General features: G+C 46.2%; 23 protein-coding genes. 9 read left to right on the plus strand and 14 right to left on the minus strand.

Annotated features, from left to right (window positions below):
- The first annotated feature begins 84 nt into the window (after nucleotides 1-84).
- The gene (locus JGK22_RS14105; protein ID WP_293177150.1) at nucleotides 85-792 is read left to right on the plus strand and encodes an ROK family protein; all 708 of its coding nucleotides are present in this window, start codon (nucleotides 85-87) and stop codon (nucleotides 790-792) included.
- Nucleotides 793-952: 160 nt separating this feature from the next.
- Nucleotides 953-2,170 carry a histidinol-phosphate transaminase gene (locus tag JGK22_RS14110; protein WP_293177148.1) on the plus strand — a complete coding sequence of 406 codons (1,218 nt, stop codon included), beginning with the start codon at nucleotides 953-955 and terminating at the stop codon, nucleotides 2,168-2,170.
- A 109-nt stretch (nucleotides 2,171-2,279) separates the two neighbouring features.
- Here the strand turns inward: JGK22_RS14110 and JGK22_RS14115 are convergent, their stop codons facing one another.
- Nucleotides 2,280-2,717 carry a hypothetical protein gene (locus JGK22_RS14115; RefSeq protein ID WP_293177146.1) on the minus strand — a complete coding sequence of 146 codons (438 nt, stop codon included), beginning with the start codon at nucleotides 2,715-2,717 and terminating at the stop codon, nucleotides 2,280-2,282.
- A 174-nt stretch (nucleotides 2,718-2,891) separates the two neighbouring features.
- On the opposite strand from JGK22_RS14115, the gene JGK22_RS14120 reads away from it, so the two are divergent.
- On the plus strand, nucleotides 2,892-3,317 hold the full coding sequence (locus JGK22_RS14120; RefSeq protein ID WP_293177144.1) for a DUF2358 domain-containing protein: 426 nt from the start codon (nucleotides 2,892-2,894) through the stop codon (nucleotides 3,315-3,317).
- A 17-nt stretch (nucleotides 3,318-3,334) separates the two neighbouring features.
- On the opposite strand, the gene JGK22_RS14125 is transcribed toward JGK22_RS14120, so the two are convergent.
- Complete coding sequence (locus tag JGK22_RS14125; protein WP_293177142.1) at nucleotides 3,335-3,544, minus strand: hypothetical protein; 210 nt, start codon at nucleotides 3,542-3,544, stop codon at nucleotides 3,335-3,337.
- A 342-nt stretch (nucleotides 3,545-3,886) separates the two neighbouring features.
- Complete coding sequence (locus tag JGK22_RS14130) at nucleotides 3,887-5,353, minus strand: glycoside hydrolase family 13 protein (protein WP_293177140.1); 1,467 nt, start codon at nucleotides 5,351-5,353, stop codon at nucleotides 3,887-3,889.
- Nucleotides 5,354-5,852: 499 nt separating this feature from the next.
- Here JGK22_RS14130 and JGK22_RS14135 point away from each other — a divergent pair, with 499 nt between their 5' ends.
- The 4 genes from JGK22_RS14135 (at nucleotide 5,853) to JGK22_RS14150 (ending at nucleotide 9,999) form a co-directional block, all read left to right on the plus strand.
- Complete coding sequence (locus tag JGK22_RS14135; RefSeq protein ID WP_293177138.1) at nucleotides 5,853-7,142, plus strand: glucose-1-phosphate adenylyltransferase; 1,290 nt, start codon at nucleotides 5,853-5,855, stop codon at nucleotides 7,140-7,142.
- 789 nt (nucleotides 7,143-7,931) lie between these two features.
- Complete coding sequence (locus JGK22_RS14140; protein ID WP_293205268.1) at nucleotides 7,932-8,246, plus strand: hypothetical protein; 315 nt, start codon at nucleotides 7,932-7,934, stop codon at nucleotides 8,244-8,246.
- An 81-nt stretch (nucleotides 8,247-8,327) separates the two neighbouring features.
- Nucleotides 8,328-9,344 carry a J domain-containing protein gene (locus JGK22_RS14145; protein ID WP_293177134.1) on the plus strand — a complete coding sequence of 339 codons (1,017 nt, stop codon included), beginning with the start codon at nucleotides 8,328-8,330 and terminating at the stop codon, nucleotides 9,342-9,344.
- Between the two features lie 457 nt (nucleotides 9,345-9,801).
- Nucleotides 9,802-9,999, plus strand: a complete 198-nt coding sequence (locus JGK22_RS14150) for a hypothetical protein (protein ID WP_293177132.1) — start codon at nucleotides 9,802-9,804, stop codon at nucleotides 9,997-9,999.
- Here the strand turns inward: JGK22_RS14150 and JGK22_RS14155 are convergent.
- The 6 genes from JGK22_RS14155 to iscB form a co-directional block, all read right to left on the minus strand.
- Nucleotides 9,979-10,251, minus strand: a complete 273-nt coding sequence (locus JGK22_RS14155) for a DUF1816 domain-containing protein (RefSeq protein ID WP_293177130.1) — start codon at nucleotides 10,249-10,251, stop codon at nucleotides 9,979-9,981. The genes JGK22_RS14150 and JGK22_RS14155 overlap by 21 nt on opposite strands.
- A gap of 634 nt (nucleotides 10,252-10,885) precedes the next feature.
- Nucleotides 10,886-11,176: a DUF1816 domain-containing protein gene (locus tag JGK22_RS14160; RefSeq protein WP_293177128.1), complete on the minus strand. Its 291-nt coding sequence runs from the start codon at nucleotides 11,174-11,176 to the stop codon at nucleotides 10,886-10,888.
- Nucleotides 11,177-11,764: 588 nt separating this feature from the next.
- Entirely contained in the window at nucleotides 11,765-12,520 is a 756-nt protein-coding gene (locus JGK22_RS14165; RefSeq protein ID WP_293177126.1) for a DUF2993 domain-containing protein, read from the minus strand.
- 127 nt (nucleotides 12,521-12,647) lie between these two features.
- Nucleotides 12,648-13,241, minus strand: coding sequence for a pentapeptide repeat-containing protein (locus JGK22_RS14170; protein WP_293177124.1), 594 nt, complete (start codon nucleotides 13,239-13,241; stop codon nucleotides 12,648-12,650).
- 198 nt (nucleotides 13,242-13,439) lie between these two features.
- Complete coding sequence (locus JGK22_RS14175; RefSeq protein ID WP_293190557.1) at nucleotides 13,440-14,852, minus strand: HD domain-containing phosphohydrolase; 1,413 nt, start codon at nucleotides 14,850-14,852, stop codon at nucleotides 13,440-13,442.
- Nucleotides 14,853-14,935: 83 nt separating this feature from the next.
- Complete coding sequence (gene iscB, locus JGK22_RS14180) at nucleotides 14,936-16,207, minus strand: RNA-guided endonuclease IscB (protein ID WP_293177120.1); 1,272 nt, start codon at nucleotides 16,205-16,207, stop codon at nucleotides 14,936-14,938.
- 322 nt (nucleotides 16,208-16,529) lie between these two features.
- On the opposite strand from iscB, the gene JGK22_RS14185 reads away from it, so the two are divergent.
- Nucleotides 16,530-16,670: a hypothetical protein gene (locus JGK22_RS14185; protein ID WP_293177118.1), complete on the plus strand. Its 141-nt coding sequence runs from the start codon at nucleotides 16,530-16,532 to the stop codon at nucleotides 16,668-16,670.
- 310 nt (nucleotides 16,671-16,980) lie between these two features.
- On the opposite strand, the gene JGK22_RS14190 is transcribed toward JGK22_RS14185, so the two are convergent.
- Complete coding sequence (locus tag JGK22_RS14190; protein ID WP_293146752.1) at nucleotides 16,981-17,175, minus strand: hypothetical protein; 195 nt, start codon at nucleotides 17,173-17,175, stop codon at nucleotides 16,981-16,983.
- A gap of 114 nt (nucleotides 17,176-17,289) precedes the next feature.
- Here JGK22_RS14190 and JGK22_RS14195 point away from each other — a divergent pair, with 114 nt between their 5' ends.
- Nucleotides 17,290-20,388 carry a glycerol-3-phosphate acyltransferase gene (locus JGK22_RS14195; protein WP_293217320.1) on the plus strand — a complete coding sequence of 1,033 codons (3,099 nt, stop codon included), beginning with the start codon at nucleotides 17,290-17,292 and terminating at the stop codon, nucleotides 20,386-20,388.
- A 404-nt stretch (nucleotides 20,389-20,792) separates the two neighbouring features.
- Here JGK22_RS14195 and JGK22_RS14200 read toward each other — a convergent pair whose 3' ends face one another.
- From JGK22_RS14200 to JGK22_RS14215, 4 genes are all read right to left on the minus strand, one after another.
- The gene (locus JGK22_RS14200) at nucleotides 20,793-22,520 is read right to left on the minus strand and encodes a phosphatase PAP2 family protein (protein ID WP_293196882.1); all 1,728 of its coding nucleotides are present in this window, start codon (nucleotides 22,518-22,520) and stop codon (nucleotides 20,793-20,795) included.
- 332 nt (nucleotides 22,521-22,852) lie between these two features.
- Nucleotides 22,853-24,073, minus strand: a complete 1,221-nt coding sequence (locus JGK22_RS14205; RefSeq protein WP_293190560.1) for an ABC transporter permease — start codon at nucleotides 24,071-24,073, stop codon at nucleotides 22,853-22,855.
- Entirely contained in the window at nucleotides 24,060-24,233 is a 174-nt protein-coding gene (locus JGK22_RS14210; RefSeq protein WP_293313052.1) for a hypothetical protein, read from the minus strand. The genes JGK22_RS14205 and JGK22_RS14210 overlap by 14 nt, the downstream gene beginning before the upstream one ends.
- 116 nt (nucleotides 24,234-24,349) lie before the next feature.
- Nucleotides 24,350-25,567 carry an ABC transporter permease gene (locus JGK22_RS14215; protein WP_293313054.1) on the minus strand — a complete coding sequence of 406 codons (1,218 nt, stop codon included), beginning with the start codon at nucleotides 25,565-25,567 and terminating at the stop codon, nucleotides 24,350-24,352.
- Nucleotides 25,568-25,886: the final 319 nt, after the last annotated feature.

The following is a 25,886-nucleotide window of genomic DNA, read 5'->3' on the forward strand; positions in this document are numbered from 1 at the left end:
CCAAGATTCCTGTGTGGAGTAAATCTAAAATCTCAAGTCTAAAATCTCAAGTCTACTCACCAACTTGCAAGTTTCAAAAATCAAATGACTGAACAAGATAAATCGACTCGCACCTTAGCCGTTGACATTGGCGGAAGTGGCATCAAAGTTATGGTTTTGGACGCTGAAGGTGAACCCCAAACGGAACGCAGCCGTTTAGAAACGCCTCAACCGCCGAAGCCGGAACCGATACTGGAAACCATAGCCTCTTTGGCCAGCGGACAAGGCGAATTTGACCGAGTATCCGTCGGTTTTCCCGGCGTCGTGTCCCGCGGTATTATCAAAACCGCAGTCAATTTAGATCCATCTTGGATCGATTTTGACCTAGCAACTACTCTCAAAGATCGATTGGGAAAACCTGTGCGAGTGGCTAACGATGCTGACATTCAAGGATTGGGATCAATTGCTGGAACGGGAGTAGAATTAGTAATTACTCTCGGCACCGGTTTCGGTTCTGGTTTGTTTGTCGATGGTATCTTGGTACCCAATCTAGAATTAGGACATCACCCGTTTCGCAAAGGGGAAACTTACGAACAGCAATTAGGGCGAGCCGCCTTAGATACAGTCGGCCCCAAAAGATGGAACCGCCGTCTGGAAAGAGCCCTCGTCTTCCTGCAAAATCTCTTTAATTGCGATCGCCTTTACATCGGCGGCGGCAATACCAAAAAAATTGCTTTTGATTTACCGCCACAAGTTAAAATAGTACCGAATGTCAGCGGTTTGTTGGGCGGAATTGCTTTGTGGCGCGATTAAAATAGTCATTAGTCATTGGTCATTAGTCATTAGCTTATTAGTTATTGATGACAATCAAGGATTTATACGCTAGACATCATAAACTAATGACTAATTATCCTAATAGTGACCAACCAAATCGTAATTATAAAATCTACAATCTCAGACCAAAAATCATACCATGCTTCCCTTTATCCGCAAAGACTTAGCCGAACTTACCGCCTACACTCCCCATCCGGGCGGCGCTTCAGGAGAATCAGCGCACTCGGAAATTGTACTCGATCGCCTAGACACCAACGAATGCCCTTATGATTTGCCAGAGGAATTAAAACAAAAGCTAGCTTGGACTTACCAGCAGTTAATTGAGACAAATCGCTATCCCGACGGAGGGCACGCAGCACTCAAAGAAGCGATCGCCCAATACGTCAACGAAGGGTTAAATATCCCCCCCCTTGTTAAGGGGGATCTCCTAAACGTCCCCCCCCTTAACAAGGGGGGGCTAGGGGGGGTTCCAGAGCCAAAAACAGCTATTACAGCCGACAATATTTCAGTCGGCAACGGTTCCGACGAACTAATTCGATCGCTCTTAATCGCTACTTGCTTGGGCGGCGCAGGCTCAATTTTCGTCGCCAATCCCACCTTTTCCATGTACGGAATTACCGCCACCACCCTGGGGATTCCCGTTGTCAGTGCCCGGCGCCGAGAAGATAACTTTGCGATCGACATCAATGCAGCTAAAAGGGCGATAGACCAAAATCAAAATCCCCCCGTCCGCATCGTCTTTGTCGTCCATCCCAACTCCCCCACAGCCAATGCTTTAACAATCAATGAAATAGAATGGCTGTCAAGTTTGCCCGAAAATATCTTAGTAGTAATTGACGAAGCCTATTTTGAATTCAGCCAAAATACCTTAGCCGACAGATTGCACCAACATCCGAATTGGATAATTTTGCGAACATTTTCCAAAGCATTTCGCCTAGCGTCAATGAGAGTCGGATATGCGATCGCCCATCCCGAACTCACAGCCACCTTAGAAAAAATCCGCCTCCCCTACAACCTTCCCAGTTTCTCGCAAACAGCAGCAGAGTTTGCCCTCGCCCAGCGGCAGTTATTGCTAGCAGTAATTCCTGAAACTATCTCAGAAAGAGCCAAATTAATTGCAGCGCTAACTCAGCATCAAAAACTGCAAGTTTGGCCGAGTGCAGCTAACTTCCTTTACCTGCGGGTGAAAGCTGCTGAGGGCGAATCGGCAGAACAAAAACACCAACAAATCATGCAGCAGCTAAAAGCTCAAGGTACTTTAATTCGCCACACAGGCGGAGGTTTGCGAATTACCGTGGGTACTCCCGACGAAAATGTGCGAACTTGCGATCGCCTCGCTGCGATTTTGACTTATTAACAAATTGGTTCGATCGTTCGGACTTCAGTCCTCAGGAAACGAGAGAGGACTGAAGTCCGAACGATCGAACTTATCGGGATTATTTTGCCGGACAGGATATATGTAATTTTTAATTATCAATCTGTCGCGCCGCGCGAATGGTTTGGGGAAATACGCCTACTAAAAGTGCCAAAGCTCGATCGGGAATTTGTGCCACCGTTTCCAAATCAAAATATTGTTCAAACTGAGTTAAAATCATTTGTGCGCGTTCCGCAGCTACAGACTTTGCCGTTAACTGTTCCGTTAACCGCACCCAATGCCGCCTAATTCCGAAAGCTTTCTGTCTTTCTGCGGGAGATAGAGGGCAAACAAAACAAAAATCCCCCACAGGAATCGCCTGCTGCGAGTCAGCATCAAAAGCACCTCCAACGGCAGCACCAGGCCCGGCAAACTCCGCATGGAAGCCTTTAATCAAAATTAGACCGTTTCGGCGACGGCTATCTACCATCAACAGCTTGCCGCCGTTGATTTCTGCGAGAATGTCAGATGAGTGGGGGTGTTCAGTCAAATCTGTGCCAAGGTTTCGATGTCACAAGTCCCGATCGGCCCAAAGGCGGGATCGGACAATATAATTAGATTTATCAAGTTTTGGATGCTCTTGTTGTCGATCGAGATTATCCATTTGAACTTACAGATAATACTGTCACAAGGTGGTAGCTCCAGCGCTCTCAAATAATATCAAATGCAAGCCAAACAAATAGTAGATATCCTCAAAGCAGATCTCCCGACGCTTTTTGAGAAAGACATTTCCTACGACATCTACACAAAAGATGTTTTTTTTCAAGACCCTGTTAACAAATTTAAAGGAAAAATCAACTATCGCATTATCTTTTGGACTCTGCGATTTCACGGGCAGCTATTTTTCACCGAGATTTACTTCGACCTGCACGACGTAAGTCAGACAGCCCCTGATACTATTGTGGCAACTTGGACTGTTCGCGGGATACTGCGCGTACCCTGGAAAGCTCGGATCTTCTTCAACGGCTATTCTACATACAAGCTGGATCCAGAGGGCTTAATTTACCAACATATCGATACCTGGGACAGAGATCCCGGAGAGATTCTCCAGCAGTTTTTGGGCAAAGGCGAGGATGTCACCCCAAGATAAGCCAAAAAGGTCGATCGCTACGCCTCTAATTGCCAATTCACTCTCTCAATAGCGGAAAACGCATACATATAGCCATCATTGCGGTGTATTGCCCTACAGTATTTGTAACGAACTGGACTGACTTTTCCTGTGGCACACATCATTTCAAAAACTCCACTCGCTCTGACAATCAGCCTGCCTCTATGAGTACCCGCAAATTTTCCTGCGGGCAAAGTTGCTTGTACCATGTCCCCAGTTTTAAAACCAAAAAATTCCTTGCACCGTGGTAACTGTTCAGAGGGGTAACGAGATCGTGCGGATTCCAGCCATTTCAACCAGGTAGTTTAGACCTATTTCTTCAATTTTTCAGGTCTGATGGCACCTCAAACCCATCAACTTCGTACCCCCTCCTGAACAGCTACCATTTTTGCTTGTGGAACGGGCATCTTGCCCGTTCCAAAATTTGATTAAAATGACTTTTGCAAGAGGTATAATGGGGACTAAAGTCCTCTGATTGCGGACTAAAGTCCTCACTACAAACCTATCTTAACAAAGCAATCCGCGCCTTGCACCTTAGCGGACATTTTAAACTAATTATCCGAACCTAAAATCAAGCCCGATCGCGCCGGCAGCATCAATTCTAACTGCCGAGTTTCCCCTTCACCTTTCCAAACAAACTCACCTTTACCAAACAGCAATTTCTCGTGAGGAGATTTCAAAGTAGCTGCTTCAAAACTAACATTTGCCTCTTCAGTCGCTACATTGACAGCAACAACTATTTCCTCATCCCCCAAAATTCGGGCAAAAACGTAAACCGTTCCCTCAGCAAATATAATTTGGTAGTCTCCGGTGCGGAGGGCAGCGTATTTGTGCCGCAAAGCTATCAACTGCTTGTGGTAATCTAAAACCTCAAGTTCCCAGTGAGCTTCTAAGGGAAAACCGCGGCGAGAATCGGGATCGAGGGCACCCGGTAAACCAACTTCATCGCCGTAGTAAATGCTGGGAGCTCCAGGAAAAGTTAACAGCAGCAAATTAGCTAGTTCTACGCTAGCTTTATCGCCTCCAGCAATTGAGATCAACCGGGCTGTATCGTGACTCGCCAACAAATTAAGTTGAGTTAGCTGTATCGGCCACGGGTACAGTTCCAAAACGTGCTGGATTTTGTCGCCGTACTCTTGAGCAAACAGCGGCGGATATGGATGGTAAGAACGACCTTCAATTTGAGCTAAATCTACTCGGTCGCCCGCGGCAAAAGCAATAGTCGGCGCCGCAAACAGATAATTCATCACTCCGTCAAATTGACTGCCGTCTAGCCATTCTCTCGCATCTTCCCAAACTTCGCCGACAATGTAAGCTTCGGGATTAATTGCTTTGACTCGCTCTCGAAATTCTTGCCAAAATCCGGGAGTTTTAATTTCAAAAGGAACATCTAGCCGCCAGCCATCAATGCCGAATTTAATCCAGTATTCGGCAATTTCCATGATGTATTCTCGCACTTCTGGATTGTCGTGATTGAATTCCGGCAAGGCTCGATTGCCATCCCAACCTGCGTAATTAGCAGGAAAATTACCGTCGTAGGCAGATAGCGGCCAGCCTTCTATTTTAAACCAATCTACCCAAGGAGAATGGGGGCCGTTTTCGAGGATATCGTGAAAGAAGAAAAAGCCGCGGCTGGCGTGGTTGAATACGCCGTCGAGGACGATTTTGATGTTGCGAGCGTGGGCAGCGTCTAGAAGCTCTTTAAACGCTGGATTGCCACCCAACATCGGATCGACTTGATAGTAGTCGTGGGTGTGGTAGCGGTGATTGCAGGCCGACTGAAATATCGGGGTGAAATAAATTGCGTTAATGCCTAAGTCTTGCAGGTAGTCTAGCTGTTCCATCACGCCCCACAAGTCGCCGCCTTTGTAGCCTTGGAGGGTGGGGATTTCGTGCCATTCTTCCCAGATGAAGTTTTGCAGCAGGCGTTTGCGCGGCTGTTTGCTTTTAGCGAAGCGATCGGGGAATATTTGGTAGAATACCGCGTGTTTAACCCAGTCCGGCGTTTGGATTTGCATACAATTTTCCTGTCTTTTACGGCTTAGGCTACATTAGCAGATGTTTCTAGGAGATCTAGCTTTTGGTAGAGAATAGACGCTCGATCGAGTTTTGTCGATCGACCGATCGCAAAATATCACACAAATTTGCAGTCTATCTCACAAAATTGACAACTGATTCTAGCCCTAACCTGATTCTTTCATTAAACAGCCCTTATTTATTGATAGGTATTTCAACTCAAAACTGCCAACTTTTTTAAATATCCATGATTGATCGATGAGTATTTTAACTCACAACTCAAAACTCATAACACCAGTCCCGGACGCACTCCAACTCTCATAAACCTGGTTTTTTAAGTTTTGTTGAGGGTTTGAACGAAGTATTTGGATTAAACAACCCGGTTTCAGCGCCAGCGACTGAACTCCTAACTCAAAACTTCCTCGCTCCCCCCCTTGTCAAGAAGCCCTCACCATCCGACACTGGACTTGGAGAGTTCATAGATCCTAGGGAGAAAGTTCCTTGAAAAAAGTCTTAGCCATCATCCTCGGTGGCGGTGTCGGCACCCGCCTTTACCCCCTAACCAAACTGCGAGCCAAACCCGCAGTTCCCCTCGCAGGTAAATATCGCCTCATCGATATTCCTGTGAGCAACTGCATCAACTCGCAAATAGTCAAAATTTACGTCCTCACCCAATTCAACTCGGCATCCCTCAACCGGCACATCTCTCGCACTTACCAGTTTTCTGGCTTCACCGAGGGATTTGTCGAGGTACTCGCCGCCCAGCAAACTCAGGAAAACCCCAACTGGTTTCAAGGGACAGCGGATGCAGTTCGCCAATATCTTTCGCTGCTAGAACAGTGGGACGTTGACGAATACTTGATTCTGTCAGGCGACCACCTCTACCGCATGGACTACCAAAAGTTTGTGGATAGACACCGCGAAACCAATGCCGATATCACCCTCTCCGTTTTGCCGATGGACGAGAAGCGGGCCTCAGATTTTGGTTTGATGAAAATCGACGACAACGGCCGCATTATTTCTTTCAGCGAAAAGCCAAAAGGCGATGCGCTCAAACAAATGCAGGTGGATACTACTAAACTGGGACTGACAGCGCAGCAGGCTCAGGAAAGTCCTTACATTGCTTCGATGGGGATTTACGTCTTCAAAAAAGAAGTTCTGATTAAACTCCTGAAAGAATCTCCCAACCAAACTGATTTTGGTAAAGAGATTATTCCGAATTCTTCAAAAGACCACAACGTTCAAGCTTATTTGTTTGACGATTATTGGGAAGATATCGGAACGATTGAGGCTTTTTATGATGCTAACTTGGCGCTGACAAAACAGCCTAAGCCTCCTTTCAGTTTCTACGATGAAAATGCGCCGATTTATACTCGCCCGCGTTTCTTGCCGCCGACTAAGCTTTTAGATACTCACGTGACGGAATCAATTATTGCTGAAGGCTGCATTCTCAAACAGTGCCGCATTGACCATTCTGTGTTGGGAGTTCGAGCGCGCATTGAAGCTGGATGTACGATTCAAGATAGCCTGCTTATGGGTGCTGACTTCTACGAACCCGACGCGGAACGGCATTCGAGTTTAGACCACGGTGGTGTCGCCCTCGGTATCGGTGCAGATACTACAATTCGCCGCGCGATTGTGGACAAAAATGCCCGCATCGGCCGGAACGTTCAAATCATTAATAAAGACCGAGTGGAAGAAGCCAACCGCGAGAGCCAAGGTTTTTACATTCGCAGCGGCATTGTCGTAGTTCTGAAAAACGCCACGATTCCTGATGGAACTATCATTTAGTTATTAGTCATTAGTCATTAGTCGTCAGTCATTAGTTTTTTAAGTTAAAATCTGTTATCTGCCAGCCAGTGACTGATGATAAATAAATAAATTAGTGACAGATAACCAATGACCGATGACTGATCAGGAAATTGTTTTTTAGTTCGTTATTAATTGCAACTGGTGATGTGAGGTTGTCGAAATATTTGGCTTCATTCAAACTCAGGCGCATTAATAAGGAACAGTCTCTGTTACGGTCTGCGGTGATACGCGTATGTTCGATCGCCTGCGTCTGGCGGATTGCTTCTGATTCTTGTATTTGCGATCGTAGCACGACTGACAAATGCGCTGCCCGTTTCTTAGCATCACACAACTTTCGGAACTATCTTTCCAATCGTCGCAGCAGCCGCAAGGCCAACTTAGCAAATAATTCATGATGTTATCACCCTCGTAACGTTAACAAGTTATTGAGCTACCATTTTATCTTAATTTTTTTCAAAGTGTGTGTTCTAGTTAACAGACAGCAGATAGATTCTGGTATATTTTGTGACTTAAAGCTATAGATGTGCTGTTAAAATAAAAAAGTATAGCACCAGTAGGGTAAGAAAAAAATATACAGAAGGGTTGTTGAATTAATGTACGCTTTATGGTAAAATATTCTCAAAATTAAGGCGGCAGATTGAACGGGAGTTGCTGATGAGAACCTGCTAGGATTTGCATTGAGCGAAAAGCTAAAGAAAGAAAAGTTCGTAGGCGTAAGCCGGGGCGTAGCCATCGCACGGCGCACCGTAAAAAAAAGATCGATCGTCAGTGGCAGTCAACCCAACGGGCGATCGCGCCCACAACCGCAGCAGCTTTCCCGGGTTCGCCTCAGCTATCGCAGCCACACCAAACTCGCGAAGACGTAGCACTCCTCAAAATCTCCAACAGCAGCGGGGTGCGGAAATTGCGATGTCCCGCAAGCAACAACCGAACTCGATCGAGTCCAAAACTTTGATAACCTATAATTTGAAGAAGGAAGAAGGAAGAAGGAAGAAGGAAGAAGGAAGAAGGAAGAAGGAAGAGGTGCAACGCGAGAACGTCCTCACCGTCAGGCGTGGTTGCTATAACTCGCCATCCTGCTAATTTGGGATTTATTCTTTCTAACAACTAACAACTAACAACTAACAACTAACAACTAATAACTAATAAAGAGAGGATTACTTAATGGCTGCAACAGATTTTAAAGACTATTACGCTATTTTGGGACTCAACAAAACCGCCAGCGCTGATGAAATAAAAAAAACTTTTCGCAAACTAGCCCGGAAATATCACCCGGATATGAATCCGGGGAACAAAGAAGCCGAAGCTCGTTTTAAAGAAGTAAACGAAGCTTACGAAGTGCTTTCAGATCCAGAAAAACGCAAAAAATACGACCAATACGGCCAATACTGGAAGCAAGCGGCGGCAACTCCCAGCGGATGGCCGGGCGGGGGCGCTACGAATGTAGACTTTGGTGGCGTTGACTTCAGCCAGTACGGCAGTTTTGACGAATTTATTAATGCCTTGCTGGGGCGCGCAGCTAGCAGTGGAGGTAGTAGTAGCAGCCGCAGCAGCAAGTGGAATTACAGCAGCCAGCGCACCGGCACCGGCGGGCCTACTGGTTTTGGCGGATTTGAAGATTTCGCTGGCTACGAGAACCGCAGCGCCGGAGGTACTCGCGACACTGAGGTGACAATTTCGCTGACTCTGGGGGAAGCATTTCGGGGAACTTCCAAGCGAGTTGCTACTGGTGAGGTTTCGATTCCTGCGGGAGTGAAAACCGGCAGCAAAATTCGAGTGAAAGGCAAAGGTCAAATTGACCCGTACACGAAGCAGCAGGGAGATTTGTACCTGAAGTTAGAAGTTTTACCTCACGCTTTCTTTCAGTTTGAGGGAGAGAATTTGATCTGCGAAGTGCCGATAACTCCCGATGAAGCGGTTTTGGGAGCTTCTATTGAACTGCCGGCGCCTGAAGGTATGATAACTGTAAAATTTCCGGCGGGAATGCGATCCGGTCAGTCTTTGCGGTTGCGGGGGAAGGGATGGCCGAAACCGAAGAAAGACGAACGCACGGATTTGTTGGTCAAAGTTGCGATCGTCCCACCGAAAGAACTAACCGCTGTAGAACGCGAATGCTACGAAAAAATCAAGGCTAATCGCACTTTTAATCCCCGCAGCACTTTAAACCAGATGGGGCTTTAATCTTCAATATCAAAAGCAACTACTGGTGCGATCGGCTAATACCGTTTAGAAAAAAGGTTGCTACAAAAAAATGTTGGGTTTGTTTAGTTCACCCAATCGGTAAGGTGCGTCGCTATTAGATTGTAGGTGAAATGCCAGAGATTTAAGAATGGCGGCGCACTCTACGAATTGACTCGTGACACCTAGCTTACACCTAACTTTATATTATACCTTTAAAAAAAGCTGGCGACAAGAAAATTGTTGGGCGGAATGAACGTCCGGGCTGTTTAGTCCACCCAATGTGTAAGGATCGGGAATTAAATAATTTACACCTATTTGTGGGATGGGCGTCCCGCCCGTCCAGATAGGACGGGCGGGACGCCCATCCCACAAGAACAATAAAAATTGTAAGTTATTTAATTCTCATTCCTAAGGTGGGTTGCTATTAGATTGTAGTTGAAATGCCAGAGATTGAAGAATGGAGCCACACCCGCTCACTTACCAGAAAGAATTGGTTGAAAACCCGCCCGCCTTTGAGGCAGAAATTAAAATCAGACTATTCATTACTCCAATCCTCCGACTTCTAGGTAAAGATCGCTCTCTGGGAGTCAACTATCAACTGTTGAAGGCATTGCATGATTTTGAAAAAATGGCATTACTCATCAGTAGCTCTTAGCTGACTTGGTTGGCGACCTTGCTTGATGTTAATGCTAATTTTTTTAGCTCCTTTCTTCTCCAAGTCTTTGATGTAGCCGTTGGTATTATTAGAAGCTTCATCCTTGCTTTCGTAAGGACCAAAGTAATAGGTGCGTTTGGGTGAATCTGTGTCAACTTCTACCCACCACTCGCGACCTCTACTGCCGCCAATCGGTTGAGTGAGTATCCAGAAAGCAGCGACGTACATACTGAATATATAAAGTCCAAACATAGTAGGTGTCCCCGCAGTCAAGTAGTTTTTACTGTCCTTAAGTTAGCAGGACAAATAGCTCGATCGACTCGTCCTCAGTGCTGATTTAACGGTCGTAATTGTTGAGAGTCAATGCTGGCTAACATCAGCATTTTGGTGGAGAAGAGGCTGAGTTTTAATGACATCTACCAAAAAATCCGCAAAGCAAGAACTAGAATCAAACGATGCTTAATTTTATTGTTGAGGCTTGAGTTATACCAACCACGCCCGACGATGAGGAAGTTTTTAATTGCTGAAATCGTTGCGGAAGATTTCGCCTTGCTTCTTCCGATTTCTATTTCTCTTTTTAGATAATTGAAAAGTCACACAGAACGGATATCTGTACAGTTTTGTTGGTAGCGCGGACTTCAGTCCGCTCTCTGGCTGCGGACTGAAGTCCGCACTACAAACCGTTTTTGTTCGTAGCGCGGACTTCAGTCCGCTCTTTGGCTGCGGACTGAAGTCCGCACTACGAACCTTTTTTGTTATGGTATCGACATATGATATGACGAACTATTGACGCGGAAAAACCGAGATGTTTAACTGATACTTCTCACGATAGAGGGAGTATTTCAGTCAAAAAACCCGGTTTCGGCAGTCTGAACTATCAAAATTATTAAGCAGCAATACCCTCTGAGAATTCACTTTCGCAGATGGTGAGATCGGAAGGATGACACCGTTTGATGCGGATGCTAAGTCTTTTGGCTCCCTCGCTTTCCAAGTCTTCGATGTAGCCTGGAGTGTGGCTGGAGGCTTCTTTGTCGGTGTCGAAGGGGCCAAAATAGTAGGTACAGTAGGGAAAATCTGTGATGATTTCTACCCACCATTTATCCGGGCTGCGGCGGCTGGGCCCGGCAAACACGGACAAGACTGCGAGGTAGAGACCAAATAAATAAAATCCAAGCATTTTTCCTCTTTATGGGTTATTTATTTTGTAATAGGACTTGCGTCCTTGCGACTCTTATTTACCGGGTTCTCCCATCTTTGCGATCGCCCCACCAGAGAATTTTGTCTCTCAAACCCGGTTTCTGTCTCCAAGACACTCTAAGTTTATCAAGACTATTTGGGCGATCGCCTCAACCTGAGTGCTGATTTTGAGCAGATATCTAGAATCTCCGTGAATAAGCTACTTTGCACAGGTACGTAGTTGCGCTTCAGCGCTCTTTCATATAAACAGCGCCGAAGTGTAACAACGTACTTAACAATTAGTCCGCATATTATGCGTTGTATAAGTTCTGTTGCACTTAAATTTAAGCTTGATGGCGCGCTATGAATTCTCGCTCAAAATAATTTAAGTCAGCAGTTGCTGACATATTAAATCCGCGACAGATTAGTTCTGGAAATACACCGGAATACAGAGAGACTTTAGGCTAGCAACGCCATAGCTGAAAAACTGTGGCTAAAATAGCAAAACCCGCCGGGGCGGGTAGTTTTGTTAAGCTATAAAATTTTTCCCACTAATCTGATTTGTCGGCTAAGCTCAGCACGCTGAGGCTTAGCGCTTGCCTTTGGGGAACTGTTCGATGCCAGCCCAGCCGTAAAAAACCAGCTCGTCGTTTTGAACTCGACAGCGGTCTACTCGCAGTTGAGTGCCCTCTAAAGCAAATTTGTCTAAGTCTAGCAAGTTATTTACGTGGGCAATTATAGCTTGAGCCAAGTCTACTGCTTGCCCGTCACCGCCGTAAGTAACGCTGACAAATTGGATTTTGCGCCGGTCTTCTACTTGCAATTGAGCTGTAATATCTATTTTGACTGGTTCGCTGTCCTGGCCGATCGTAATCTCGGACTGAAGCCGAATTGATTTGTCTGTTCCGAAGCTGACTTCAGTGTTTTGAAAGTACAGAGATTGCTCTTGGTATTTCAGCTTTTGGAGTTTTTCAACTACAAAAGGTGTATTGAATGAGGTGGTTAAATCCGATCGGCTTAAGACTACTCGCATATTTGCCTGGGTAGGCTGCCGCAATTTGACTTGACCTGCAAAAATCGCCCCAAAATCAATGGAGAGTGCTTGCAAGTAGAGTTCCATCACTTCTATACGCAGGCCGTTATACATCAACATACCTTTGCCAACGAAGTCGAAACCGTCGATGCTTCCCTGCAAGAGTTTGGCTACAGGTTCGACTCGGATGTTGGCTTCTGCCTTTTCAGAACGTTTGAATAAGGCTGCGATCGCAGCTCCTGCTACTTTGCTGACAAGGCGATCGCCACTTTGACCTTGAAAGGATGTACCGCTAAACAAAGCTGCTACCATTTATTCGTTTGCTGATCTACAGTCGCTATTATAGCCTCTCATTAAGAAATGTTAAAATAGCTTGTGCTTATTCACTTTATAAGCAGAAGTTGTTTTTTGTCTGCCTTGAAAGTAACATTTTGGAAATTTAAGGACTCAGGGGCGTGCCTTGGAGACAAGCGCGATCGAGCAAAGCTCCATCCCAGACGGTATGTTCGATCGCAGCACAGAGCAAATTAGCCCCCGTCAGGTTAGCACCGCGCAGTACGGCTCCATTCAGGATAGCTTCTTCTAAATCAGCTCCCGACAAGTCTGCGCCGGACAAATTGGCATTGCTCAAATCTGCCTGCTGCAAGATGGCGCGAGCCAAATTAGCACCCCGCAAATCGGCTCCCCGCAAATCGACACCGCTCAAGTCCAAATTGCCGATCGAGGCCGCCGTCAAAAAAGCACCCCCAAAACTTGCATCGCGGACTAAAGCATTAGCAAAAGAAGCACCGCGCAAGTCAGCATTCCGAAAATCAGCCCCGCGCAAGTCAGCACCGCTCAAGTCTGCGCCGCGGAGGTTTGCTCGCAGCACCGCCCGCTGCAAGTTAGCACCGGTGAGATTAGCTCCTGTTAAGTTGGCTTGAGATAAGTCGGCACCTGCGAGATCGGCTCCCGCTAAGTTTGCGCCGGCTAAATCTATGCCGGCCAATATATGAATTTTGCCTTGGCGTATGGCTTCGAGGTCATGAGTCATTAGTTTTTAGTCATAAGTCATAAGTCAGTTGGCAGTTGGCAGTTGGCAGTTGTCAGTTGGCAGTTGTCAATTACTAGGGTACACACCGTAAACAGAAAATTAGGTTGCGGAATTCGTACTAAATCCGTAGTCCTGACGCACCATACAATAACTGTCCACTGTCCACTGTCAACTGTCCACTGAATTACCCAACTTATTTTACAATGCCGGAGTTGCCGCGATCGTGCGATCGCCCAAATCCTCCAACCAGATATTAGGCAGTTGGCTGGGGCGGGTGGGTAACTCCATCAAACCCATATCTGCGAGTCTGACGACATTCCCGAGAGTTTCCACCAAAGCCGGATCGAAGCGAGTACCCGACAGTTCGCGGCACTTTTCCAAAGCTTCTGTCAAACTCAAAGCCGGACGATCGCCCCGCGGTTGAGTCAAGTCTTGGAAACAAGCGACCAAACCCAAAATCCGCGAAGCAACGGGTATCCCTTCACCTCGCAAACCCTCGGGCCTGCCGCTGCCGTCCCAATTTTCGAGTTTGTGCTTGACAATTTCGGCGACTGGTGCTAATTCCGGCATTGCTTGGAGGAGTTGGGAACCGATGAAACTGCGATCGCGCCAAAATGATAGAGTTCCTTGGTCGAATTTATCGGAAGTGCGATCGAACACCTCATTCGGCGCCGAAACCAAGCCGACTCGAAACAGCAATCCCGCCAGCCGCAGCCTTCGCAGTTGCAAAGCCGGCAAATCCAACAATTGACCCAAAGTTTCCGACAAAGCCGCCACCTGCAAAGAAGCTGTGGGATTTGAGGTGTCGCGTTCGTCTACGCGCTGGGCCATCCGCAGAAAAGCTTGCAGTTTGTTGGCGTTCAAATTGCGGCTGACGCGCAAAGCTTGACCTTCCAATTCCCACAAATCGCGAGTTTGGCGGTTAATTGCCACCATTTGCTGCTGAGAACTTTGCAGGTAAGTAACGATGCGGGATACTACGCCACTAATGTCTGCCAAGGGCGGGCCTTTGGTAGCAAGAATTTCGTGATGAATTTCTAGCAAACTGTCGGCTAGGGAGGGATTATAATGTCGTGTTTGTTCTATAAAAATTTCTGCTGACGCCGACACCAACGACTGGTCAAACGACCACAAACCGTAGAATTTTCGCTCTGTATCGACTTCTGGCTTGCCCTCTGGCAAGTATTCCTGGGCCGTAAGTTCGCGACAAAGCACCATTGCTTTGTATGTGGGGGCCAGGATGATTAAATTCCATTCTTGGATAATGGGGTCGATCTCATCAAGTTCTATTAAAGATACATTTTCTAATTGACCGGTTTTGTGGGTAGCGAAACCGCTGTCGGCTACTGCACCGATGACAACTTGTCGAGAAGCCTTAGCAATATCGAAGTAGCGATCGGCTTCTTGCAAATACCATTTTCCCTGCTGAAACGTCACCAAAACCAGCGGTTTGAGTGCGAGATCGTCCCCGCTGCTGGTTTGCAAGATGTGGTCTTCTAGGGCGTGACACAGGGCTACTAGGGTGTTTTTGAAGTATACCCCGTAGCTAGAAGGCAGTTTTCCGTCGGGAAGTGTAGCTTGTAGTCTGGCGAGAGTTGATTCTGGATTCATAAAAATTAATACGGGATGCGGGAAACTCAACGGCTTTAGCCTTGAGAGGGAAGCGACGCGGGGGACTTCAGTCCCCGTCAATCCTAATATGCGTAACTGTAGCCATCTTTTTTGTGAACTATTTTGCAGTATTTATGGCTAATTCCTTGCACCAATTCTGATGCTGAGATGTTGAACGAACCTGTCGTTCTAACTGCAACCCGACCAACATATTCACCTATTTTCTTGCCACTGATGACGATTGCTTTTACGATGTCACCAGTTTGAAAGCCTTTAACAAACTTGTTTCGAGGAACGTACCGAGATGGAAAGCCAAATTTGTCTGTGCGACACATTTGACGGGTTCCGTGTCCAGTTGCCTTGATTAGCAGTGGCTTATTTGTTAATAATTCTAGCGCTTCAACTTGACCGACACAAGCAGCATCAAGCCAATGAGTTTTAGGTAGTTGCAGCCGACTACGATTGAACTTGGTCAGTCCACCTGAGCCAGTTAAAACAGGCAACCCCGTTTCTTTTAAGCGACCAAATAACGTCCATCGAGTCGAATTTACCGCAGCAGCATCCTTTAGGGGGCGCTTGGATTGTGTAAGAATTCGACTCAGAATGTCAGGTTTCTTTGCTAAGAATTGTTCAATGTTCTGAGTACCTTTCTTCTGGTTGCATTTCTGACAAGCAAGGCAAAGATTAGAAATTCGATTGCTTCCGCCTTGAGATTTGGGATGAATATGCTCAACTTGCAATGGTACATTTTCGGCGTCGCAGTAAGCACATTTTCGGTTCCATTTGTTAAGCAAATATTGCCTAACTTCGTAACCCTGTAGTTCGCCTTGGTGGTATTCAATAGCTGAAATTTCAGGATTTTCTAATTGTTGCAAGTCAAATCTGACCAGCTCTTGAACAATTAAACCGATAGGTGCAAGCCTGCGTAATTTTTCAACCCAAGTCAGGGTGGTTTCTACCCGGTGCTGCAAGGATGGTGCCAACCAACCTTTTTTGCGGGTACGGTTTAAAAACCTTGCTTGGCGGTAACGAGTATGACGGTTTCGCCTTCCTCGACGCAGTGAACGACGGGACTCAAGACTTGCTTTGATAGTTTGACCGCGATGAGTTAATTCAGCACCAAAAATTACTTTTTCACCTTGCAATAATGCAATGCCTGTAGTTTTGGAACCTGGATCTAATTTGAGAGTAATTGATTCAATGGTTGCTGTTACTGCCTTTTTGAGGATAATGGTACACGGGAATCTTCTGAAGATAGCCGCTTTACCAGCCGTCAGCAACTTACGAGCCATTGACGACTTGCAAGGTGTGAGTGGTTTTTTGTTTGTGTCAACTACGAAAATAAAATTGGACATTGTTGTGTCCCTCCACTTGCGTGTAATGTTCGCTTCGACCTGGTTATAAAGGCTTGTTAAGTTTGCAGCACTAACGAGAGTGACTTTAAGTTTGTTTGACTGCAAACGATAGAGCGGAAAACTAGCGTCGCATTCTCCGGTATCATGACCTAAATAACGTCTCCTTGTAACAGGGGTCTGGTCAGCACAGCTTGCAATTTCTTACAAGCTCAGTCTCTTTAGAGCTGAGTTACTGACTGCAAAAGGCGGTGCCGGCTCTTAACATATTGTAACGTGCGATCGACCTTCTCGAAAATACTTTTGACAAAAATCCGATTTTTTGATGACTTCCGGCTCCACAACCTACAAAAACGGCGATGTGATGGCGATCGATCCGGCTCTTTCAATTTATATCGAACTCAACCGCACCGACAGCGATTTCTTGCTCTTCAAAAAAAACGACCTTGCTTATATTAGGGTATGAAAATGAATCACTTGAAAATTCAGCTATATTGACTGACTGGCTTGTTTCATTTTTTCACATTGAGTCTTTCATGCCGTTGCAGCAGCAACGCCGCATTCGCTAATATAAACTTTTTTGCTTGTGGTTGTTCTACCAGACAGGATATCAGAATATTTATTAATATGTTCTTCATTACAATATAAATACAGGACTTGTGCGAAAAATGGAAAACCCAGCCCTTAAAATTGCAGCGTTCTGGGTGCAACGACAAAGTTTTCTCATTAATTCACAAGTCCTATCTCAGTTTTTCTTCGTCTCAATAAACTTTTTATTATTTACCTTTGGACTCAGAAACATCTGCAATCAAATCATCTTTATCAACTTTTGGAACAAAATCAGGCCGTTCTTTGGATTCCCAACCCGGGGGGCGCTTGGAATTATACCACGCAATGGAGCCGATACTAACCGCAGCGACAAATCCAACACCAAGAACTGCGATCGGAATCATTAGGTTGTTCTCTACCATTTGGTTCAAATCCTTATTTACTGTACTTCTCTAGTATTTTATGTGCTATTGGCGATCGTGCAATATATCCGAAGACTGAAAATTTGAGCGAATTGCAGCCATAATACTTAGAGATTGAAATTAAAAATCCCCTTTATGCCGCTGTTGTCGATCGCACTTCTGTTAGCCGCCAGTTTTGCTCTGGGTGCTTTGCCGCTTACTCGCTGGGCGGTGCGGCTGCTGGGCGGTAAAGATTTGAGGCGGTTGGGCACGGGGAATGTGGGGGTGTCGGCTGCTTTTATTCACGGGGGGAAGTTGGCGGGAATTGCTGCGGTGTTAGCGGAAATTGCCAGGGGTATTCTGCCGGTTTTGGCGGGGAGATTTTGGTTTCCTGATTCACCTGCGATCGCGATCGCCCTGTTAATTCCTCTGGTTGCGGCCAGATATGCGATCGCCCGAGGTGGAGGCGTGACTAACGCGGTTTGGGGTCTTTTGGTATTTTCGCCGCCGGTGGCTGTCTCTTCTGGCATTTGGGGGCTACTGGTGTGGGGTTTGGCACGGCGGTTGTGGCAAAAGGGCGATCGGGCGAGACTCTTTGCTTCCCGCTGCGGCTGTCTGTGCACGCCTATCTGGGTTTGGGTGTGGCATCAATCTTTGCCGGAATTCTTAGCAGCAGCAGGATTGGGAGTTTTATTAGCTGCAATTAATCTCAGTCAGGGTGATGATATGGCTTTATCTAAATCGGAACAATTGTTTTCTCTCGATGACTCGTTGGATGCTAAAATTTGCGGCGATAAAGCTGCGAGATTGTCTCAACTAAAACGCGCTAATTTTAATGTTCCTTCTGGCTGGATATTATTGAATGAATCGGGCATCGGGCATCGGGCATCGGGCATCGGGCATCGGGCATCGGGCATCGGGCATTCAGAAAACAGTGAAAATTTGTCAATCCCTAATTCTTTAATCGAAAATCTAAAATCGCAAATCGAAAATCGCATGATTGTGCGCTCTTCGGCGGCGGGAGAAGATGGCGATATTAGTTCGGCGGCTGGACAATATGAAACTATCGGGCCTGTTTCCACTGAAGCAGAATTAATCGCTGGCATTCACCGCTGTCGTCAGTCTTATTGGACTTCGGAAGCTGTGTCTTACCGCCAGCAGCGACAACTCCCGGATACTCAAATGGCTGTCTTGATTCAGCCTTATATTGAGGGCAAAGTTGCGGGAGTCATGTTCAGCCGCAATCCTTTAGATGGCGGTTCTCAGATAATTATTGAAGCTTTGCCGGGAGGTGCTGAATCTGTTGTCGGCGGACAAGTTACTCCGTTACATTTGGAAGTTGATTTTACCCAGCCTGAAATTTTACAACAAACTTTAAACGAACTCGAAATTAATTCAATTGTTAACCCAAAACTTCTAGCTGAATTAGTCAAACAAGCGCAAGCTATCGAAGCTTTTTTTCACGGCATCCCGCAGGATATTGAGTGGAGTTGGGACGGGGAAAAAGTTTGGATTTTGCAAAGCCGCCCGATTACTAATTTGCAGCCGTTTTGGACTCGAACTATTGCCGCAGAAGTGATTCCTGGTGCAATTCGCCCGCTAACTTGGTCGATTAATCGGCCGCTGACTTGTGGGGTTTGGGGAGAGATTTTTCGGGTGGTTTTGGCCGATCGCGCTGCTCATCTCAATTTCAACGAAACGGCGACTTTGCTGGGCTCCCACGCCTATTTTAACGCGACTTTGTTGGGCGAAATCTTTCGGATGATGGGATTGCCGGAGCAGGGTTTGGAGTTTTTGCTCAGGGGGCAGAAGATGGGTAAGCCACCTTTGGGGAAGATTTTGCCCTCTTTACCCGGTTTGTGGCGTCTGGTGCAGCGGGAGAGGGCGCTCAATGCAGAATTTGCGGGCGATCGCACTTCTATTTTTTTACCAGCAATCGAAAGTCTGGAGAAGTCAGAGAAGGAAGAAGGAAGAAGGAAGAGGGAAGAAGGAAGAGGGAAGAATGAAGAAGGAATATTAATTCCCAATGCCCAATTCCCAATTCCCAATGCCCAATTCCCAATGCCCAATGCCCCATGCCCCATGCCCCATGCCCAATTCCCCATGCCCAATTACCAAGATTTAAGTGAGTTGTTGGATAAATCTGAGCAAATTCAGAAGTGGCTGAAGCCGATTACTTACTACAATATCTTGGGGCCGATCGGGCTGGCAATTCGCAAAGCAATTTTTCGCGTTGATGATGATTGGCTTGTTAATGATACTGCTCCTGAAATCGCTTCGGTGCGAGCTTTGCAAGAGTTGGCTGAGAAATTGCGAGAAGTTGCTATTTACCAGTCAGGCGAGAATGTTTCAGCCGCACAATTAGCACAGATATTTACTGAAAGTCTGGCTTTGCAAGCAGACTTTGAACAGTGGCTGGATATTTACGGATATTTGAGCGAAGTGGGAACGGATATCGCTGTTCCTACTTGGCGAGAACAGTCTGAAACTTACCGCAAATTGCTGATAACTTTGGCTCAAAAACCTACTGTTGCTAATTCAGCAGCAACTGGAAAATTAAGCTTGACTTTTGCTCAGAAGTGGCGCTTAAATAAATGTCAGGAACGAGCTATAGTTAAAAGCCAAATTAGTGAAATTTACGCGCGATTGTTGGCTCATCTCCGCTGGACTTTTTTGGCAATTGAAGCTTGCGGATTGGAAATGCAGGTGTTTCAGGAACCAGGAGATATTTTTTATCTGGAATTTGGGGAGATTCAGCAGTGGATTCGCAGCGGTGCGAGTGTTTCTTTTCAGGAGACGATTAGCCTGAGGCGCGATCGCCTGTTAGCCGATCGCGATCGCCCGATTCCCCCTGTAGTCTACGGCAATCTGCTGCCGAATTCTCAGAAAAGGTCGATCGACTCCTCAACATCTGCAACTGGTATCATGCAGGGAATCCCGGCAAGTATCGGCTGCGTCGAAGGTTTTGTGAAGATTTGCCGGAGTGTCACTACAGAATTAGGCGAAAATGCGATCGCCGTAGTGCCTTACACCGATGCCGGTTGGGCGCCGCTGCTGTTAGGAGCAAAGGCAATTGTAGCCGAAGTTGGCGGCCAGTTGTCTCACGGAGCAATTATCGCCCGCGAGTACAAAATTCCCGCAGTCATGAATATTGCTGAAGCTACAACTCGCCTGCGAGACGGTCAAAAAGTGCGAGTAGATGGATATCTCGGCACTGTGGAACTGCTGGAATAGTCAGGACTAAGGATGGCGAATTAAATAATTTACACAAGGGGTGTATCTCAGTTTTGCATTTACAGTGCTGTCCCCGCACAGCAAAGCTTGTACAAGCTTTGCTGTGCGGGGACGCTCGCACTACAATAAACAATGCTTCTTGCAAAACTGAGATGCACCCTTACACAAGCTTGTGGGATGGGCGTCCCGCCCGTCCTTTATAGACGGGCGGGACGCCCATCCCACAATAATTAAAATTGTAAGTTATTTAATTCTCATTCCTAAGACCAAAAAATAGCTTGACGCACTACTGATAGCGGTAAGGTACGCAGTGATTTTTTCATACATTTGCAAAATCAGAGATGCACCCAATTCAGAAAATCGAAAATGGAAAATTTTCCATTTTCCATCAACTCGCCACTTTCCTAAACTAAGAAATTCTGGACAACATAGTTCCCCACATTTCTACCCGCGCTCAAACCGTCTACGTTAGCACTCATGAAATGGATGCCTCCGTAAATGCGACTCATCCCCGATTCGTCGGCCGCTTGGGCAAAGTTGTCAAAGGTTCGCAGACTGTTGACAGACTTGTCTCCCTTATCTGCAAAGCCAAAATCCGAACCAAATACAGAGTTCAAAACTGGTTCCGCTGCACCGCTAAAGGTACTGTGGCCCGATGTGTACTCAGGAAAGGGCGGAGTTATCAGCAGCGGTGTCCACAGAGGATCGGCTGTTGTGTTGGGATTGTTGTCTGTGTCAGCTTGGCGAATAGCTGTCACGGGCCGCCAGAAATCGTACTTATATTTAGCATCCCACGAGTTAATAGCTGCATCGGCCTGGGCAATATTTAGCAGGGCGAACAAGCGGGCGCTATCTTCCAACGATGTACCGCTGAGGGCCGATGCTTCTGAGGCGATTTGGTTCCAGTGGCCGGGGGGAGTAAAAGTACCTCCGCCGTTGGCCCAGAATTTGGCGATCGCAGTTTGATCGGGCGTGCGCGTCAGACTGTCAATTTTGCCGATTTCTTTAGTCTCGTTCAACTCCTCTGCGTACTTGGCGCTATCGAGGGCGGGCGGGCCTGACGGACGAAACTGCGAACCGCTAGTCATCGCAAAGGGAGTCACATCCGGCCACTGAGGCAGCAGCGATGCTGCCAGGGCGGGAGGAGTCGGCTGCCAATTGCCTGCGTCAGTTTTCGGTGTGTAGGGTACTACTTTGTTAGCGCCGTCTGTACTGCGCCAACTGATAATTTTCTCAGCAACCTGTTCTCCGATCGCGATTCCGTCTTGTTTCGATTTCCCATCGGGAATTTTTGCTAAAGACGATGCGTATGCTGCATCAAATTTGATGCTTTGTGCAGGGTACAGGCTAAGCAGAGTGCGGTAGGTAGCCGCCGCAGCCGCAGCTTCTTCTGATGCCCCCGCTGGTGCATCTATGTTGACGCGGTAAGGGCTGTATTTTTTGGTAATCGAGTTAACAGCGTCGTAAATGGCCGCGTGAACCATTGCCATGTTGCGGGAGGCTACCGGAGGCGGGGTGCCGGCTGTCCGGATGGCGTCTAGCATCATTCCGTTCGACTCTCTGATGCAGTTTCCCGAAAGGTGAGTTGCGAAGTTGTCGGGGGTGACGGTGCTGCTATTGACTCCCTGCAATACTGCTAAATATTCACCTGTGAGTTTGTCTTGAATTACCGTGCTGTTGCTGTTAGCGTCTGTGCCTTGTTGGATGTTTAAGTCGTTAAATGTGAGACCATTGAGCAACCGAATTTTGTCCTTGCCCTTCTCGAAGTCAGTGATGTAGTCTGCTGTGGCTACCGTTGGGCCGCCGTTGCTTTTGCCGATCGCAAATATGTCATTGCCTTCACCACCGCTGATGGTATCGCTACCTACGCACCCGTAGAGAGTGTCGTTGCCTGAGTCGCCAAATATCAGGTCGTTGCCTTTGCCGCCCCAGATCATATCGTCGTCTAGGCCGCCAGCAATTGTATCGTTACCAGAGTCGCCACAAATTTTGTCTTTACCTCGATCGCCTAGGAGCAAGTCGTCTCCGCTCTTGGCATAAATTATATCGTTACCATCCAAGCCGTTAAGTGTGTCTGGGCCTGAAGTTCCTTCGAGAAAGTCGAATTTAGGACTGCTGGTAAGAGATGCCATTGTTTTTATTTAATAATTTTCATCAAATAGCCAACCTTCATAGCCATCGATCGATGCTATGAGTGTTTGCTCGTAGTTTAGATTATTAGGCCTTTTCTTAAGTAAGTAAATCCCCTGAGTGAAACTTCATTGAATCTTTAATGTTTCACTCATTTTGATAAAGTTTCCGATTAATTTTTTATTTAAACTACATTGTTTTTGCTAAAACTTTACCATCCGACTGGTTTTATTAATTTTTCAACATATATACACCGTGGTTAGCATCAACGAGTAACATTATGTATATACTTGCCTAGGTATATACTTAAGTATGCTATATATGTAATTATTTGTTAAGCACTTCTCAAGGCTGCGATCGGGTCGAGTTTGGCCGCCTGACGCGCCGGGATCACGCCGAAGAAGAGACCGACGCCACCGGACACGCTAACAGCAAGGGCGATCGCCACAGGCGAAATACCAGCTTGCAGAGGCGTAAAATTACCTACAAGCAAGATACCTCCAACTCCTACGCAAGTCCCAACGATGCCTCCAGCGGCAGATAAAATTACAGCTTCGATAATGAATTGAAACAAGATATCGTGTTGGGAAGCCCCGATCGCCTTTCTGAGCCCAATTTCCTGAGTGCGCTCGCTGACGGAAACCAGCATAATGTTCATAATCCCAATGCCGCCGACTAACAAAGAAATGCTGGCCACAGCAGTTAACATAAGTGTCAGCGCCCCGGAAATCGAGCCCATTGTCGCCATTAAATCTTTCTGATTTCGGACAGTAAAGTCATCTTCTGTGGTAATCTTGTGCCGCAATCTCAGCAAGTTTTCCACCTGAAATTGAGCAGCATCCATTTTCGACTCATCTTGAATCGAAATAAACAGCGAAGTGACAGCTAAACCGTAGGGAGACTTGCGCCCGACAATGCGGTTGGCCATTGTGGCGATCGGCACAACGGCTGAGTTATCATAATTCGTACCAAAAGATGTCCCTTTCTCCGCAAATACTCCAATTACTTTCATGCTGACATTTTTGACTCGCACTTGTTCGCCGAGGGGATTGGTATTAGCAAACAGTTTTTCGGCCAATTCTGAACCAAGAATCACAACTTGATTGTTTTGCCTAACATCGAGTTCCGTCAAAAATCGTCCTTTAGCCATTTCAAAGTTTCTGACAGTCAGAAATTCGGGAATTGTGCCAAAAATCAGAGACGAGACATTTTTGTTACCGTAGCGAACGAGTTCTGAACTGTTGAGTTCGGCAGATACACCTTGCACCGACGGGACTTGAGATGCGATCGCCTTACCATCTTCTACTATCAGTGTTTGAGGTGCATTTCTAATCGAACTTCGGCTAGCATTAGGAACTCCAGCTCTCACAATCAACACATTTGTACCGAGTGATTTAACTTGTCCGCCCACAAAATTTTGAGCACCCTCTCCAATCCCAATCATCGCAATTACCGAAGCATTTCCGACAATCATCCCAATCATCGTCAAGCTGCTGCGAGTTTTGTTTGCTAGCAGTGTTTGACCGGCCATTTTAAAACTTTCAATAAAATTCATAATAGTTTGGTAATTGGTAATTGGTTATTGGTAATTGGTTATTGGTAATTGGTAATTGGTAATTGGTAATTGGTAATTGGTAATTGGTAATTGGTAATTGGTAATTGGTAATTGGTAATTGGTAATTGGTAACTGCCAACTGCCAACTGTCAACTGTCAACTGTCAACTGTCAACTGTCAACTGCCAACTGCCAACTGTCAACTGTCAACTGTCAACTGTCAACTGTCAACTGCCAACTACCAACTGTCAACTGTCAACTGTCAACTGTCAACTGATTAAGCACTTCTGAGTGCCACAATCGGGTCTAACTTAGCAGCTTGTTTTGCCGGTACGATGCCAAAAAATAAGCCTATGCTACCAGAAACACCAACCGCAAGGGCGATCGCCACTGGAGAAACACTAGCTTGCAGAGGACTAAAAGCAGACACCAAAAACACACCACCGATACCGAATCCAGTACCGATCGCACCACCAGCAGCCGACAAAATCACAGCCTCAATCATAAACTGAATCAGAATATCCTGAGGAGAAGCACCGATCGCCTTTCGCAGTCCAATTTCCTTAGTACGTTCAGTCACAGAAACCAGCATAATGTTCATAATCCCGATACCGCCCACAAACAGCGAAATTGCCGCCACAAAAGCCAACATCAGAGTCAAAGCACCAGTAATGCTGCCCAAAGTCTTCATTAAATCCTTCTGATTTCGGACAATAAAATCATCTTCCTTAGTAATATTGTGACGCAAGCGCAGCAGATTTTCAATTTGAAATTGCGCCGCCCGCATCAACTTTTCATCTTTCACAGAAACCGAAATAAATGTTACCTTAGTACCGTAGGGAGACGAGCGACCGACAATGCGGTTAGCCATCGTTGTCAGCGGCAAATAAACATTCATATCTTGATTGTCACCAAAACTCGATCCCTTAGCCTGCATCACGCCAATCACTTGAAAAGTTGCGTTTTTGATGCGAACATATTGACCGACAGGCTGAGTATTGCCAAACAATTGTTCAGCAGCTTCTGAACCTAAAGCAACTACATTTTCTTGTCTTTCTAAATCTAGCTTGTTTAAAAAACGACCTTGAGCAACATCAAAGCTTCTCACCGGCAGAAACTCAGGAGTAGTTCCGACAATCGAAGACGAAACGTTTTTATTGCGGTAAGTAACGATTTGACTGTCATTGAGAGTTGGTGCAACTGCTTCGACAGAAGGAACTTGAGAGGCGATCGCCTCTGCATCATCCAAAACCAAAGTCTGAGGAGGAATCACCGGGCGACTTTGGGCATCAGGACTTCCGGGAATGATAAACAGCAAATTTGAACCCAGAGAGTTAACCTGTCCCGCAATATAGGTTTGAGCTCCTTCGCCAATACCAATCATCGAAATTACGGAAGCATTACCGATGATAATTCCTAACATTGTCAAGCTGCTGCGTAACTTATTTGCCGTCAAAGTTGTGACAGCCATTTTGACGCTTTCAATAATATCCATGAGTCTATTGTTAGATTGTAGATTTTGGATTTTAGATTGTTTGCGGAATCAAGTTAACTCTTAGGTATGTAGTTGCGCTTCAGCGCTCTTTACAGATATATGAAAGAGCGCTCAAGGGGAACAACGTACCTTTATTTAAAAAAAGTTAATATATGAAAGAGCGCTCAAGGGGAACAACGTACCTTTATTTAAAAAAAGTTAACTCTTAGGTATGTAGTTGCGCTTCAGCGCTCTTTATAAGATTAGGAAAGAGCGCTCAAGGGGAACAACGTACCTTTATTTAAAAAAAAGTTAACTCTTAGGTATGTAGTTGCGCTTC

Origin of the sequence: Microcoleus sp. PH2017_08_TRC_O_A (genome assembly GCF_020738665.1) — a bacterium.
Lineage (GTDB): Bacteria > Cyanobacteriota > Cyanobacteriia > Cyanobacteriales > Microcoleaceae > Microcoleus.